Annotated in this window: 13 protein-coding genes; 7 read left to right on the top strand and 6 right to left on the bottom strand. The window is 41.9% G+C overall.

Annotated features, from left to right (window positions below; genetic code table 11):
* Nucleotides 1-32: 32 nt before the first annotated feature.
* Complete coding sequence (gene mrcB / locus AB6N04_RS01965) at nt 33-2,555, bottom strand: bifunctional glycosyl transferase/transpeptidase (RefSeq protein WP_369310248.1); 2,523 nt, start codon at nt 2,553-2,555, stop codon at nt 33-35.
* Nucleotides 2,556-2,743: 188 nt separating this feature from the next.
* Nucleotides 2,744-5,224: an ATP-dependent helicase HrpB gene (hrpB, locus tag AB6N04_RS01960; RefSeq protein ID WP_369310247.1), complete on the bottom strand. Its 2,481-nt coding sequence runs from the start codon at nt 5,222-5,224 to the stop codon at nt 2,744-2,746.
* Between the two features lie 79 nt (nt 5,225-5,303).
* Between hrpB and sfsA the strand changes: the two genes are divergently transcribed.
* From sfsA to panD, 7 genes are all read left to right on the top strand, one after another.
* Nucleotides 5,304-6,014 carry a DNA/RNA nuclease SfsA gene (gene sfsA, locus AB6N04_RS01955; RefSeq protein ID WP_369310246.1) on the top strand — a complete coding sequence of 237 codons (711 nt, stop codon included), beginning with the start codon at nt 5,304-5,306 and terminating at the stop codon, nt 6,012-6,014.
* 195 nt (nt 6,015-6,209) lie between these two features.
* Complete coding sequence (gene dksA, locus AB6N04_RS01950) at nt 6,210-6,665, top strand: RNA polymerase-binding protein DksA (RefSeq protein ID WP_004260494.1); 456 nt, start codon at nt 6,210-6,212, stop codon at nt 6,663-6,665.
* A gap of 727 nt (nt 6,666-7,392) precedes the next feature.
* On the top strand, nt 7,393-8,739 hold the full coding sequence (gene pcnB, locus AB6N04_RS01945; protein ID WP_369311932.1) for a polynucleotide adenylyltransferase PcnB: 1,347 nt from the start codon (nt 7,393-7,395) through the stop codon (nt 8,737-8,739).
* Between the two features lie 14 nt (nt 8,740-8,753).
* Nucleotides 8,754-9,245, top strand: a complete 492-nt coding sequence (gene folK, locus AB6N04_RS01940; protein WP_369310245.1) for a 2-amino-4-hydroxy-6-hydroxymethyldihydropteridine diphosphokinase — start codon at nt 8,754-8,756, stop codon at nt 9,243-9,245.
* A gap of 58 nt (nt 9,246-9,303) precedes the next feature.
* Entirely contained in the window at nt 9,304-10,095 is a 792-nt protein-coding gene (gene panB, locus AB6N04_RS01935; protein WP_369310244.1) for a 3-methyl-2-oxobutanoate hydroxymethyltransferase, read from the top strand.
* Nucleotides 10,096-10,121: 26 nt separating this feature from the next.
* Nucleotides 10,122-10,985 carry a pantoate--beta-alanine ligase gene (panC, locus tag AB6N04_RS01930; protein WP_369310243.1) on the top strand — a complete coding sequence of 288 codons (864 nt, stop codon included), beginning with the start codon at nt 10,122-10,124 and terminating at the stop codon, nt 10,983-10,985.
* 301 nt (nt 10,986-11,286) lie between these two features.
* On the top strand, nt 11,287-11,667 hold the full coding sequence (gene panD / locus AB6N04_RS01925) for an aspartate 1-decarboxylase (protein ID WP_219246106.1): 381 nt from the start codon (nt 11,287-11,289) through the stop codon (nt 11,665-11,667).
* 62 nt (nt 11,668-11,729) lie between these two features.
* Here panD and AB6N04_RS01920 read toward each other — a convergent pair whose 3' ends face one another.
* From AB6N04_RS01920 to AB6N04_RS01905, 4 genes are read right to left on the bottom strand one after another with little or no spacing between them, the layout of a single operon-like run.
* Complete coding sequence (locus AB6N04_RS01920) at nt 11,730-12,269, bottom strand: fimbrial protein (protein ID WP_369310242.1); 540 nt, start codon at nt 12,267-12,269, stop codon at nt 11,730-11,732.
* Nucleotides 12,270-12,279: 10 nt separating this feature from the next.
* Nucleotides 12,280-12,828, bottom strand: coding sequence for a fimbrial protein (locus AB6N04_RS01915; RefSeq protein ID WP_369310241.1), 549 nt, complete (start codon nt 12,826-12,828; stop codon nt 12,280-12,282).
* 14 nt (nt 12,829-12,842) lie between these two features.
* On the bottom strand, nt 12,843-13,865 hold the full coding sequence (locus AB6N04_RS01910; protein ID WP_369310240.1) for a fimbrial protein: 1,023 nt from the start codon (nt 13,863-13,865) through the stop codon (nt 12,843-12,845).
* 20 nt (nt 13,866-13,885) lie between these two features.
* The gene (locus AB6N04_RS01905; protein ID WP_369310239.1) at nt 13,886-16,468 is read right to left on the bottom strand and encodes a fimbria/pilus outer membrane usher protein; all 2,583 of its coding nucleotides are present in this window, start codon (nt 16,466-16,468) and stop codon (nt 13,886-13,888) included.
* Between the last annotated feature and the right edge of the window lie 6 nt (nt 16,469-16,474).

The raw sequence follows: 16,474 nt of genomic DNA, 5'->3' as shown, positions 1-16,474 counted from the left end.
AACACCGCCACAGCTCGAAATATGACGAGAATTTAGGGATTATTGCCAAACATATCCTTGACCCAATCCGGTGCATCATTTTGCTGCTCATCATTATTGCCATTTAAATTCCAGACAGGCGCTTGATTTTCAGAAGATTGGCATAGGCTATCTGGGTTATCAGTCCAAATCGGTAACATTCTACCGCCTCCAAAATTTGAACAACTTAATTGCCCGTCCGCCGTGACTTGCATATCGACAATACCTTCTGGTGCACGGTTAATCAGTGCTAATGGCGCTTGGTTATCCAGATAACGTTGGTAGACTTTCAAGGCCCCTGTTGCCCCAGTTAACTGGGTTGGACCGTTGTTATCACGCCCTACCCAGACGATGGCCACTTCCTTACCGTCAATCCCCGCATACCAGCTATCACGCAAGTCATTGGTTGTTCCTGTTTTACCTGCCAAATTGTACTTCCCGTATTTGGATAATAAAACACGCCCCGTTCCTTGATTTACCACCTGTTGCATACCGTATAACGTTAAATAAGCGGCTTGCGATGGCACTGCGCGCTCTGCGGATGGGTAACTTTGATAAATTTCTTTACCATCTCCATCAATGACAGAACGTAATGAGGATAATTTCGCCCGATTCCCTTCACCACCAATTGTTTGGTAAACCTGAGCGACTTCCGCTGGCGTTAAGTTTACAGCACCTAACAACATCGCTGGTAGTTTTTCCATCGCTGTTGCAGGGGCCCCTAGCCGAACAAAAGTATTAAATACTTGGTCTAGGCCAATATCTAACCCTAAATTTACAGTTGGGATATTTTGAGATTTTGCTAGAGCATCAACCAGCATCATACGACCATTGAAATTACGGCTATAGTTTCTTGGACTCCAGTTTTGATTACCCACTTTCACGGTTAACGGTTCATCTTTTAACCATGTATTCAAGCGGTAGCGATCAGGTTCACTCAGTGCAGCAAGGTAGACCGGCGGTTTTGCCAATGAACCAATACTGCGGCGTGCGTTCAATGCACGGTTAAAACCGGAGAACTGAGGTTGAGAGCCGCCAACCATAGCACGAACTTCGCCATTAATGCGGTCAACCACCACCATTGCGCCTTCAATATCGTCTAATTTACGGGTTTTGCGTAAATCCGCGACACCATTTTCCACCGCATTTTCTGCCGCAGTTTGTGCAACAGGATCTAAGGTCGTAAAAATTTTCGCTCCGGACAGTTCTTTAACTTTATCACCCAGCTTTTCATTCAGTTCTAAACGAACCATTTGCATAAAGGCGGGTTGAGAAGCCACCAGCCCTTCTTTATTTTTCACACCAAGCGGCCTTGCACTCAGCACTTGGTACATCTCTTGATCAATCACGCCGCGTGTTTCGAGAATTTTCAACACAATATTACGGCGTTTAATCGCATTTTGCGGTTTTGTCCAAGGATTGTATGTGGATGCCCCTTGTACCATACCGACTAACAATGCTTGTTGGTCAAAGCTTAACTCATTGATTGGACGACCAAAATAATACAAACTGGCTAATGGGAACCCTCGAATTTCATCGTTACCATTTTGCCCTAAGAAAACTTCATTTAAATACAGCTCTAAAATACGTTCTTTGCTGTAGTTATAATCCAACAAAATGGCCATATAGGCTTCATTAGCTTTACGTTTTAGGGTTCGCTCATTGGTTAAAAATAAGTTCTTAACCAATTGTTGTGTCAAGGTACTTCCCCCTTGCACTGAACGCCCCGCCGTTAAGTTAGCAACGACCGCACGACCGATAGAGTACAAACTGACGCCATCGTGTTCATAAAAGTTTCTATCTTCGGTTTCAAGCAAGATTTTCACCAATGACTCAGGAAAATCGGCCAATGGCAGAACCAAACGCTGCTCATTATTTGCTGACTGCATCATCGTGATAAGTTTAGGATCTAAACGGAAGAAGCCAAATGAACGGCCATTCTCCATATTTTCAATCTTACTTAACGAGTTATTTTCAAACACCATACGGGCCAAAATCTGCCCTTCTTTTTGGTCAGGGAAGTTAAATGGACGACGTAAAATTTCGATGCTATTGCCACGCACAACAAACTCACCGGATGTGGTGATTTTGCTGACTTTGCGATATTGCATACCTTCAAGCAAGCGCGTCATTTCAGCTTGGCTATAATCCATCCCCGGCTCAAGATTGACCATGCGACCGTAAACCGCAGCGGGTAAATCCCAAACCTTGCCATCGAGGCGTTCTTTAATTTGTTGGTTTAAATAAAAACCATATGCAGCTAAGAGTACTGCAAACACAATCATTAGCTTGACGAGTAGCCAGAACCAACGCCATTTGCTTTTTACTTTGCGCTGTTTTTTCTTGTTTGAGCCTTTTTTAGCCATCTGCTCTTCTTCATCTTCATCATCGAGATATTGTTCTTCAATATCATCATCTTGGTATAAATCTTCATCATCATAATCATCGCGATTTCTACGGCGGCGTGATGAAGATTGTTTTTTCTCTGTCGATTTTTTATTACGTCGACCGATTGGTTCAAAATCTTTACCTGACATGGTCGCTCCATATCACCTTACAAAATAACTTAACGGCTTATTATTCACTAACAGCTTCACGCTGGGTGGTTAATTTTGACCCATAACCCTTGGGATTTCACCAAAGAAAGCTCTTAATTACATTTCCTTACTCTGCTGTGGCTATAGAAACACATTTTGGAAACCCGCTATTAGAGCATAAAAATAGGTTATTTCGTACTCATCATCGCTTTTTTTGTTTGCCTTGTCGGCGCAGTATTGGCAGGATCATCCGGCCATAAGTGCTTTGGATACCGCCCCTTCATCTCTTTTTGAATCTCTTTATAACTGCCTTGCCAAAAAGTGCCTAAGTCTTGGGTGATTTGCAAGGAGCGCATCGCAGGAGATAACAAAGACACCGTTAAGGTTAACTTTCCCTGAGCAACTGTGGGATTCGCTTTTTCGCCGTACATTTCCTGCATACGAATTTCAATAAATGGTGGCTTATCTAACGCATAGTGAATAGGGACATCATGGGAGGATGGCGCGTGATAAGTGCTCGGGAACACAGTTTCTAACCACTGCTGTTGCTGCCAGTTTAAACGATTCATTAATAACTGAGCTAAATTCATTTGCTGCAATTTTTGCTTATTTGTCACCCCCTCTAAATAAGGCTCTAACCATTCCCCCAAAGAATCCATTAAGGCACTTTCTTCAAAATCAGGGAAGTCCACCTCAGGGAACAAGCGTTTAGCCAATGTGCAACGAATACATAATTGCAGTGCATCTTGCTGCCAATTTAGCTGTTGTAACCCATTTTGCTTTAACCAATAAACTAATGCTTGACGAATTTCCGTTTTATCTGGATGTGTAAGCCGCTCTGACTTCACCACCAGTTGCCCACATTGCAAACGCTTCCACGCCAATAAAGTGCCTTTTTGCTCATCCCATTCTACGGTTTCTTGCGGTCGAAATAAGGCGGGACAGTGAGCTTGTAATCTTTCTATTTCAATAGGATAAGCTAACGAAACTCGTGCATCGGCTGAATTTTCAGGCTGCCAAACAGAAGCAACCATTAACCAAGGAGTGCCAATAAGGGCGTCATCAGCATTTAAAACCGCCCCCAAACCATTGGATAGTTGATAGCGTAATTGATTATCGCGGGATTTGGCGATGCGATCGGGATAACCAGCAGCTAATAAAGTTGGTAACCACTCACTAATTAGTGCGGATTGTTGACCTAGCTGACTTGATACTTTTTGTTCACTTAGCGCAGATGCGCGCTTACACCAATTGTCAGTCGGCTTTTCAATAAATTGGCGCAAATCACATCCACCATGGCGTGGAGGCTCTTCAATGATTGCAGTTAACAATGCAGAGAGCTGAATGACATCCTTATTTTGGCTCTCTTGCGCTTTATAGAGCATCGCAGCGGTTCGCACCTCGGTGCCGAACGACGCCATTTTTTGCCCCATTAACGTTAATTTACCTTGGTTATCAATCGCTTTTAGTTGTGTTAATAAATTTTTTGCTGCTGCAATCGCAGATTGAGGTGGGGGTGATAACCATTTTAATTGCCCGGCATCATGGCATCCCCATTGCAATAAAGAGAGCCATAACCCACTGAGATCACTTTGGTTTATTTCAGCTTCACTGAACTGTGCGGCTCGCTCCGCTTGTTCCTCACTGAGTAAATGCCAACATACACCAGCTTCCAAACGACCAGCTCGTCCAGCCCGTTGAGCCATTGACGCTTGGCTTATTCGCTGTGTCACCAGCTTTGTTAACCCTGAGCGTGGGTTAAATTGCCCTACACGCTCCAAACCGCTATCTACCACTAACCGAATGCCTTCAATCGTTAAACTGGTTTCTGCAATATTGGTTGCCAGTACCACTTTACGCTTCCCTTCGGGGGCAACTTGAATGGCTTGTTGCTGTGCTTGTAATGAAAGTGAGCCATATAACGGGCATAAAAGTATGTCCTCACTAACCACAGAGGAGAGTTCTAACCTTACTTTCTCTATCTCCCCAACGCCAGGGAGGAATAAAAGTAGCGAACCTTGCTGTTGTTGTAATAATTGCCACACCGCCGAGGCCACTTCTTGATGGAATAATTTGTTCGGGTTAATTGGGTGATATTCACGTACTACGGGAAAAGTGCGACCTTGCGAGCTAATGACGGGGGCTTCTGGAAATAATTGGGTAAGCCCTTGGTTATCCAAGGTTGCTGACATCAATAAGATACGTAAATCTTCTCTCAACGCTTGTTGGGTATCTAGCAGTAGTGCAAGGCCAAGATCAGCCTGTAAATTTCGCTCATGAAACTCATCTAAAATGACAAGCCCAACACCTTCAAGCATCGGATCGTTTTGTAGCTGTCGCGTCAGCACCCCTTCTGTCACCACTTCTAGCCGTGTATGACGACTAACTTTGGTCTGCGAACGCATGCGTAGCCCAATCGTATTTCCCACCTCTTCGCCAAGATGTTGTGCTAAACGCATTGCAACTGAGCGCGCCGCAAGGCGACGAGGCTCTAACATAATAATTCGCCCATCAATCACACCACTTTTTAATATTTCAAGGGGCAATATGGTTGATTTACCCGCCCCAGTGGGGGCATGTAATAAAATTTGTGGCGACGATTTAAAGGCTGCCAGTAACGATGCACTGACTTCTAATATGGGTAACACGAAAGTAACGACTCCCTGCATTTAACTTTTGCTATCAGACATTGTAGCATTAGCCACTTTCATCAGTCAGCTTATCACTGGCAAGAACCGCGGAGACCTTATGGAATTTACCCCCCCTTTACGGCCAGCAACCTTAATTAAGCGTTATAAACGGTTTTTAGCGGATGTCACCCTACCTAATGGTGAAGAGATAACCATTCACTGTGCCAATACAGGGGCGATGACAGGGTGTGCCATCCCCGGTGATACAGTCTGGTATTCCACATCTGACAATGCAAAACGCAAATACCCTCACAGTTGGGAATTAACCCAAACGGCGCAAGGACATTTTATTTGTATCAATACCCTACGAGCGAACCAACTCGTTGCTGAAGCCTTAGCCGAAAAACGTATTCCAGAATTATCTGAATACCGTGAGATAAAGCCTGAAATGAAATATGGAACAGAAAATAGCCGAATTGACTTTTTTCTCTCAAACGCTGGGTTACCTGACTGTTTTGTTGAAGTAAAATCAGTCACTTTGCTGGAAAATGACTCTGGTTATTTTCCAGATGCAGTGACACTTAGAGGACAAAAACACCTCAGAGAACTCATGCACATTGCGAAAGAAGGAAAAAGAGCCATACTATTGTTTGTTGCTTTACATACTGGTATTCACGTAGCATCAGCAGCTGCACATATTGATAATAAATATGCGCTATTATTAGAGGAAGCAAGGAAAAGCGGTGTTGAAGTACTTTGTTATCAGGCAGATATAACTGTTCAACAAATGTCGTTAAGTAAACAGATTAGTTTCACGCCTATTAAATAATGTTTTTTTAATAGTTTTTTGTACGAGGCCGCTGAGTTCTGGGCGCTAAAAAGGGAATAAACACGCTCGCCCTCACAGCATTACAAAACTCATTGCATGAACGATTGCCAAGAGAGCTCTCTTCTGTTATTTATAGCGACCTTAAATTTTCCCCCTTGGGGTTTTTGTAAAATTTGCGTGTGTAGGAGAAGCATTATGCAAGAAGGGCAAAAACGTAAGACATCGTCCTTAAGCATTCTCGCCATTGCTGGGGTTGAACCCTATCATGAAAAAGCTGGCGAAGAGTACATGAACGAAGCCCAATTGGCGCATTTTAAGCTCATTCTCGAAGCATGGCGCAATCAACTCAGAGATGAAGTGGACCGGACTGTTACTCATATGCAAGATGAGGCAGCTAACTTTCCAGACCCCGTTGATAGAGCCGCTCAGGAAGAAGAATTCAGCCTTGAATTACGTAACCGGGATCGTGAACGTAAATTGATTAAGAAAATCGAGAAAACGCTGAAAAAAGTTGAAGATGACGACTTTGGCTACTGTGAATCATGTGGTGTAGAAATTGGTATCCGCCGTTTGGAAGCCCGTCCTACCGCTGATTTATGTATCGACTGTAAAACATTAGCTGAAATTCGCGAAAAGCAGATGGCAGGCTAATTACTCAGATGGAGTCCTAAACGGCGCATATAGCGTGCGCCGTTGTAAGGGTTTTGCTCAGTAAAAATTCACCTATTTTTCATCTCCCCAATAAGTATCTTTATTAATCCCTTATTTTTGCTATCATTTTTGATGAAATTAATGGTTAACAAACGAATACAGTGTTAAGCACTCAATGGAGTGGCTGTTTTTCAGTCAATTTTTAATTGAATTTAATCCTGTATTTTGCAGGTGATAACTTGGATAACACACAATACTATTGTGATAAAATCCTGTTAAAATAAGGCATTCCATATCATAACTTAGGAACGTCAGAAAATTTCGCGTGTTTTCCAAGCAATTTTTATTGATAAAAATAATAATTAGACATGACTTTTATTCGTTTAACCATTCTCAAAGAAACGTCAGTGAGCTATGATTAGCCGCTTATTTTGTTTATTGAACATTGGTAATGACATCGAGGTGTACTATTTTTAACCGAGTAGCAAATTTCTGCCGTAATATTTTATCTCGCAATACAACAGCTTCCAGTGGTGAAGATGTGTTGCAGCACACGCATACTCAGCGAGATACCTCGGCAGACGGTAAAAGGCCAGTCACTCACTCCGATCAGGTGCAAACCTCACCTAACACTCGGAACGCTAAACAAACGCCAAAAACAGCGCCTATTAAAAAAACGGTTCGTCAATCTCAACGTGCCGATCCTTCGCCTGAGAAATTCCCGACAATGACAACCGAACATAACGAAAACATTACTGTTATTCCGCGTTCTGAACACCCTATTTCCCGCAGTGATATCAGCGATAATGCGTTGAAAGTCCTTTATCGTTTAAATAAAAATGGCTATGAAGCCTATTTAGTCGGCGGCGGTGTTCGCGATTTATTATTAGGTCAAAAACCTAAAGACTTTGATATCACGACAAACGCAACACCCGAGCAAATTCGTAAACTGTTTCGTAACTGTCGTCTTGTGGGACGTCGATTCCGCTTAGCACATATTATGTTTGGTCCTGAGATCATTGAAGTCGCGACCTTCCGTGGCCACCATGATCAAAATGCCTCTGACGATAAAAACCTGTCTGCACAGGCGCAAAACGGCATGTTACTCCGCGATAACATTTTCGGTTCTATTGAGGAAGATGCGATCCGCCGTGATTTCACCGTTAACAGTTTGTATTACAACATTGAAGATTTCACCTTACGTGACTACGTCAATGGGTTAAAAGACCTTAAAGAAGGTGTTATTCGTCTTATCGGTGATCCTGAAACTCGTTACCGTGAAGATCCTGTTAGGATGTTAAGGGCAGTTCGTTTTGCGTGTAAGCTGAATATGACTATCGAGCCCAAAACAGCCGATCCTATCTATCAGCTCGCTCCTTTATTACGGGAGATCCCATCTGCTCGGTTATTTGAAGAGTCTTTAAAATTACTGCAAGCAGGTCAAGGTTACGCCACGTACAAAATGCTCAAAAAATTTGGTTTATTTGAGCAATTGTTCCCTGTTGTGGCGAGCCGTTTCAGCGAAATTGGCGATTCGCCAATGGAAAAAATCATTGAGCAGGTCCTTAAAAATACTGACTTCAGGCTTAAAAATGATAAACGTGTAAACCCTGCATTTTTATTTGCTGCTATGTTATGGTACCCCGTAACTGAGCATGCAGAAAAACTGTCTCAGGAAGGTGGTCTTGCGTACTATGATGCTTTTGCTCTTGCGATGAATGATATTTTAGATGAGCAATGCCGTTCCATTGCGATCCCTAAACGTATCACTACAACGATGCGCGATATTTGGTTGTTGCAGTTACGCTTACCTCGCCGACAAGGTCGTCGAGCCAATAAATTAATGGAGCACCCAAAATTCCGTGCCGCGTTTGATTTATTAGAGCTTAGAGCCAATGTGGAGCATCGAAATGAACTGCAAGAATTGGCATTGTGGTGGGCTGACTTTCAACAGGCCAACAATACCAAGCAACGCGAAATGATTTCAGAATTAGGCAATGCGCCGACCCGCCGACGTCATCGCCCACAACGTGCCTCACACTCTGGAGCGCGTAAATCGAATAAATCGTCATAAATAGAGAGAGCACTATGGAACAAGTCTATATTGCAGTAGGAAGCAACCTTGGTGAGCCACTTAAGCAGGCACAACAAGCTATTGCTGCGTTAGATGCAATCCCTAGTAGCCGTGTTACTGCGACTTCGCCTATTTATCGTACGAAGCCTTTAGGACCTCAAGATCAGCCAGATTTTTTAAATTTGGCTGTACTTCTTGAAACCACCCTTGAACCTGAAGCATTACTTAATTATACCCAGCAAATCGAGCTCGACCTTGGTCGTGTTCGCAAAGACGAGCGCTGGGGGCCAAGAACACTCGATCTCGATATCATGCTTTTTGGTGATCGTGTTATTAATACGCCACGATTAACAGTTCCTCACTATGGGTTAAAAGAGCGTGAATTTATGTTATATCCGCTCAGTGATATTGCCCCTACTCTTGTTTTTCCTGATGGTGAAACGCTGTCAGAAAGACTCACACACGTCCCGCGTAACGGCCTAACATTTTGGGATATAGACACCTAAAATAATCAACCTCTTCTGAGGTGTGGTCATAGGGAGATCATTTCCGGAGGTTATTATAATGAAACCAATTTCTCTGGCTGATTTATGTCAGTTCAAAAAAGACAATCGCAAATTTGCAACCATAACGGCCTACGATGCAAGCTTCGCTCAATTATTTTATGAGCAAGGAATTCAAGTGATGCTTGTTGGTGATTCATTAGGTATGACGATTCAGGGTGAAACTAGCACCTTGCCTGTCACTATTGAACAAATTGCCTACCACACTCGCTGTGTCCGTAAAGGCGCGCCACATGCCTTTATTATCGCGGACATGCCATTTATGAGCTACGCCACCCCAGAACAAGCTTGTGCTAATGCAGCCATTCTGATGCAAGCAGGAGCGAATATGATCAAAATCGAAGGCGGTAGTTGGCTATGTGATACGGTAAAAATGCTGACTGAGCGCTCAGTGGCAGTTTGTGGACATTTAGGGTTAACACCACAAGCTGTCAATGTTCTCGGCGGCTATAAAGTACAAGGTCGTGACGAAATCACCGCAAATCAGCTAGTAAAGGATGCTATAGCTCTTGAAAATGCGGGAATACAACTGTTAGTACTTGAATGTGTGCCAACTTCATTGGCTAACCATGTCACAGAAGAGCTCCTACTACCTGTTATTGGTATTGGTGCAGGAAATGGGACAGACGGGCAAATTCTGGTTATGCATGATGCGTTAGGTATTACAGCTCGCCCCCCTAAATTTGCCAAAAACTTCCTCGCACAAGCAGGAAATATGCAAGATGCTATTCGCTTATATATTCAAGAAGTTGAAGCAGGCGTTTATCCAGCTGAAGCTCACTCATTTTCCTAATTAACTCATATATAAGGACTACTTGTATGCTTATCGTTGAAACCGCATTGATACTTCGCCGCGAAATCCGCCGTTGGAAACAAGAAGGTAAACGCATTGCAATTGTCCCAACCATGGGAAATTTGCATGACGGCCACCTGACACTGATTGCGCAAGCCAAGCAGCAAGCCGATATTGTTATTGCGAGTATTTTTGTTAACCCAATGCAGTTTGATAGGCAATCTGATTTAGCCAATTACCCACGAACACTTCAGGAAGATTGTGAAAAACTCAAACGCAAAGATGTGAACTTAGTTTTTGCCCCATCTCCACAAGAATTCTACCCTGAAGGCATGGAAAAACAGACTTTTGTTGAAGTGCCTGAGCTATCAACTATGTTAGAAGGGGCGAGTCGCCCTGGTCACTTTAGAGGCGTTGCAACAGTTATTACTAAGTTATTTAATTTGGTTCAACCTGATATTGCGTTATTTGGTGAGAAGGATTATCAACAGTTGCAACTAATTCGCAAATTAGTCAATGACTTATCATTTGACACACAAATTATTAGCGTTCCAACTGTGAGAGCGAAAAATGGTCTTGCACTGAGCTCCCGTAATAATAACTTATCCGCTGATGAGTTAAAAATTGCGCCAATGCTATATCAAATTATGCAACAAGCGGGCGAAAAATTGATGGCGGAGCCAAACTCATCTGACGTTATTATTGATGAGATGAATCACCAATTACGGGAGGCAGGTTTTACCCCTGATGAACTGTTTATTCGTGACGCTGATACATTGTTAGCTCTCAATAATACAAGTCAACGTGCAGTGATTTTAATGGCTGCATGGTTAGGTCAAACGCGTTTAATTGACAATTTACAAGTTGACCTAAAACGCGATATTGCATAAAACAATAAGCCTTATAACACTATCACAGCAATATGTTCGCTGCGTTGATATACCCGTTACGACTTGCATGCGCGCAGGCAACAACGCTGCAGTCTGAATAGCTGTGGGCTCGCTCCCCTAAGGCAGCCCCTAGTGACAATAATTGATTCAAATCGTCATCAGTCAGTACAACGGGGACATTTAGCCATTTTTTGGGTGGTTTTTTGACTTTTTTTAGCGGTAAAAATCAGCAGCAAAAATAAACAGCCCTAAGGCGAGATAATGCCACCAACAACGCGGTGAACCGAATAAGGAAGAAAAAATGTTAAGAAGAATGTTGCAAGGTAAACTCCATCGAGTCACCGTCACTCAGGCAGATTTACACTACGAAGGCTCTTGCGCTATCGATCAAGATTTTATGGATGCCGCAGGGATCTTGGAATACGAAGCCATTGACATTTATAACGTTGATAATGGTGAACGGTTTTCTACTTACGCGATTTCAGGCGAACGCGGTTCAAAAATTATCTCTGTCAATGGCGCCGCAGCACGACGTGCAGCGGTTGGCGATAAACTAATTATTTGCTCCTATGTGCAAATGGAGGATGAAGATGCTCGCCTTCATAAACCCAAAGTGGCTTATTTTGATGAAAATAATGTGATGAGCCGTATTGCTAAAGCCGTTCCTGTTCAAGTAGCCTAAGTGACTGCACTGTTTTACCACCGCAATACTGAAATAGGATTGTGGTGGTACTCATTAAATAATTACCTATAGGTAATTTGTATTTCCATGGTTGCGTTCGCTTTACCTGGCTCAATATTTTCCTCCATCTGAACGTAATTCGACTTAAAATAAATTCGTCTTTTTCCATTGACATCTTTTACGGATATTACATAGTCTCTATTTAGTGCCCACTGATAATAAGATACCCCGTCACCACTTACAACGTTATATATTCCAAAGCCCTTTGCACTGCCAGTTCCTGATGTTAACTTTAGTGCAAAAGCATCGTCAAGATAAGCTGAGCCAGACAACCTCATCGATATTTCCTCGTTTTTGTCACAATCGAATTCTAATCGCCAATAAATAGGTTCTGTTTTTGAACCCTTCTTATTACCAAAATTATTTTCACCAATCGTATGATTTCCCAGGAAAATATTTTGTGAGTCAGATGAAACTAATGAACACGTACTAGATGAAACTCTGCCCGTCACACTAAATAGGGCATCGTAGCTTATCGCTTGCTGGGAAAAACACATCGCCAGTATAGCAAGGGCATACACCTTAATTGTAAACTGTTTCACACGCAACTCCTTAATTATTGCGTACCACGAAGGTCACAGAAGCGTTGGCATACCCTGGGGTTGCCACATTAGCTAACTGCTTATAGCGCGCTCGAAGTTGAACAACATTATTGCCGTATGTGATATTCGCCATGCCAATTAACGTACTCACTTCATTCGGATTTTTCGGTTCCCAGCGCTTACGTTCCGGTGAATAGGCTTCTATCTCAATAGCCATTCCAGTTGCTGAGCCCTCTATATTATCGAGCGCAAAAAAATTTCGGTTTAATGTCGAGGGGGTACCTTCTATTGCGCCAATCACTTGCCGATACCCTCCTAAGCAGTTAAAATTTAACTCAAATTCAACCCAATCGGTTGCAGAGTTTCGAGGAAAATTGCTACCATCCCCCTCTAAAAACCAAATACCTAAATTAACATTTTGTGCCGCAGAACTCACATTACACGAATAAGCATTTATTGAGCCGCTAAAGTTCACTTTCACCCTATCATCGGCGGCAAGCACATGTAATGACACCAGAGATATTGCCAGAGCAATTAATAAGTTAAATATATATTTCATTTAAAATGCCTTAACTATTTATATACAAGTGTGACGGTCACTTGTGCATTACCATTGCCCGCTTTAATTTCATTGGCTGTTTTAACGTATTTAAACTCAAAGGTTTTCGTTACCGTTGGATTTAAACTGCTTTTTTCTAATAGCGAATAAACATGATTACTTGATAAAGACCGATCTCCCCCAAGTTTTAAAGGAACGGATTTTCCGACCTCATAAACACGTAAAGCAAATCCAGGTTTTTCATGCTCATTTTCAAGGTAAATAATGTCAGTATTGATATTGTTTGGATGCAAATTATCAGCAATCGTGTAAGCCACTGACATCATAGTTGGACAATGAATCGTAATTGACTGCTGAGCCTGACCAAATGTATCCCCAATATTCAAAGCACGGATTTTAGCAATATCATGAACACCTAAGTCTACCGATTGCCGCGGTGAAGATATCTGGCAAGATCGTTGAGCCCACGATATTAAGGTTGAAGCAGGTAAAATTTCACCAACGGAAGTTTGCCAGTCTAAATTCCCAATACATTGCACTTTGATAGGGTCAAAGTGGGTTATGGTTTGTTCCGTACCTTTAATATCCCCTTGCACCGTTTTGACATACATCATCCTAGCTTCAAGTTCTAATGCGCTCGATCCCGCAATAGCATTGACTTCACCCGCATTTCCAGTTACCGGAAACCATTGGCTTGTTCCCTTCTGGCGGATACCAATCACATAACCAATACCATCAACTCCCGTACTAAATACGGGATAACGTCCAGAAGCATCATTCACTGAGAGGCTAAGCGGTCGAGCATTAACTTGAGGAATAAATTTAAAGTCTCCGGCGCTTTTCGCAACACAAAGCTCACTATTAGGGGTGACATCAAATTGTTTCCAACCATTGCCTAATATTGATTCTCGGGGCAATTTATGCGCTGCGGCATCAATTTCTAAGTCTCCTAAGCTGACACGAAACTGCCCAATACCTAAAGCATTAAAAGAAATAAGTGTCATGCTAATAGCCGCAAAAATGTGTTTTATCTTCATATTTAAAACCTATTTGATTTTTAACGACAATCTACCGATAACACGGGTAAGTGCTGCTTTAATTGTTCTGCCGTTAAATGATATTGAGCGACACATTGCGCTTGTAAATCCTTACCCCACTTAACGTGTAAACGCCCCTTTTCCGGCATTCCACTGAGGTAAACCTCACCGTTATCCCCCACAATACCCGAGCTCATATTTTGATCGTCATTTTGTGCGAATTGAGCCATTGCTCCGAATGGCGCAGGTTTCCCTTGATGTGTCACATTAAAGAGTAATCGATAACCAACATATGTTTGATAATTGGCAATAATTGCAGCCCCTTTAGTGGGTATCACGCTTACCGAGTTACTTTTTAACTCAACATTATCGGGCAGCGTCTCAACATCTAATGAAATTTCGTTTTTGGTATAAGGATTTAAATACGGCACAATTGCATAACCCCGAGAGTCAGTTAAGACACTCGTACGGTTCGATACTTGCACATTTTCAGCGCCTGGCGCTCTTACAATAGCAAATGAGTCATAGATTGGCTGAGCCAATGTGACACCGTATGGATGAGCGACGATGGCTCCTGTTAGACCATAATTCGCCCGTTGTGAATATCTATCATAACCATATCCTGCATTTGCAATACCATAGCTCCCTCGATAAGAAGCAGATGCATTACCACTCGCCCGTGTTTGTTTATTTCCATATGACTGCTGTACTGAGTAATTTAAATTATTGCGCTCAAGCAATGTGCCGCTAATCCCCATCATCGCATCCGCATTTCCGTTATTATCGGTTGTCACACTACTGTTTATAGATGTGTAATTATTTTGATTGTTATCCAATGGGATCGTAATCGATAATGAAAAGCGATTGTCTGCTTTACGTTGATAAGGGCTATCGGAATAACTGTAATTAAAATTGTAGGTAATACCGCCAAAATGATTATTGTAACCCGCATTCAACGAACGCTCTTTACCTGAACGATTCCAATAGTCTTGTTGATAACTTGAGAAGTAAATATTGCCGAATTCATTTAAAGATTGGTTTAGTGAAATTTGAAAGCGGTTCTTCTTGTTATCACGATAGATTTTTGGTTGGTAGCTATTTGCTTCACTAAAAGAATAATACCCTTCCGTCGAATAGCGGTAATTCGCCAATGTGACTGATGTCCCTGTTGTCGTAACATTTTTAGAATATTGGAAACGATAGGATTGACCACTATCTGAGTCATCTTTACCTAATAAATTTTGGCTATTAGCCTGAGTTACATCCGTTGATAAGGCACCAAAACGCCCTAAACTTACCCCTATTCCAACCGCATAAGATTGGTAATTTTTGGATAATAATGTACCAACATACCCAGTAATACCTTTTGGTAAGCCATAAATAAACGTCGACTGAAGAAAATCGGGTTCTAATTCACCCGCAGAGCTAGATTTATATTTCCCTCCTGTTAATGAATATTTAAGCTGCCCTTCCCGTTGCATAATTGCAATAGAGGAAAATGGCACAATAAAAGAACGCTCAGATCCATCCGCTTCTTTAATTATAACCGTCAAGTCACCGCTGGTGCCTGTTGGATATAAATCATCTATCTCAAACGCACCAGGAGAAACATACGACTGATAAATTACATAATTATTCTGTTTTACTGTAACTTCTGCATTACTTTGTGCGATACCTCTTATAACAGGGGCAAAGCCTCTCATTGAACTTGGCAGCATGGTTTCATCGCTTTGCAATTGAATACCGCGAAATTGAAACCCATCAAAAATTTCTGTCGGTGTTACCGTATCCCCTATCACTAATTGTGATTTTAAAAAATTAATCCCTCTTTCTAGGCTCGTTTCAATATTTCTCCATTCCCGCGTTTCACGATTATTTGTATAGGTGGAATAGTTTTTTAGTCGCCAAGGGCCTAGGTTAGCCGTACTTCGAAAATTGAAATAGTGTGAATTAGTATCTTTTGTGTTATCTCGACTCCAGTTATTCGAGCCGCTGTAGTAGTAATTTAAAATAAGCGCTGGAACACCATTTTCCCATTGACTCGACGGGACCGCACCTGAAATCTGCTTATCCATAGCAATTTGAGGAATAGAGATGTTCAATTTTTGTTGAGTTAATTCCAATGTGGTTTTTGCATCAGGAATAAGCTCACTAAGTTCCCCCACTTCTTGATTAGCCGATAACGCAGTTAGTTTTGGGATAGCGTTAACCTTGACTCCCCAAATAGCTAATTCTTTTTTGGTTATAACGGGTATTAGCTGATTTGAATGCTCACTTTTAATAAACTCAATTTTTTTCGAATCCACTAAAACACCATTTACAATAACATCTACATGGTATTCACCCGCAATTTGACCACCAGGACTAGAAAATTGATCAAGATTAGGTAAATCTGCAATATTTTGCCCATCAATAATACTTAAAGAACTAGGGCTAAAATAATCATTCGCGATGGAATAATTACTCCCCATTCCAGTAACAATAGCGATAGTTATAACACGACATATTTTTTTTAATTTAAATGTACGTACCCCATTATGCGAATAGGTTAAATGAGCATCACTGTTACTGTTGTCATGATTTTGTCTTAGAATACTGCGCATAATGAA

The sequence above is a fragment of the Providencia rettgeri genome, from assembly GCF_041075285.1.
Lineage (GTDB): Bacteria > Pseudomonadota > Gammaproteobacteria > Enterobacterales > Enterobacteriaceae > Providencia > Providencia rettgeri_G.
The sequence above is the reverse complement of the archived record's forward strand: the minus strand, read 5'-3'. Positions and strand labels throughout refer to the sequence as shown.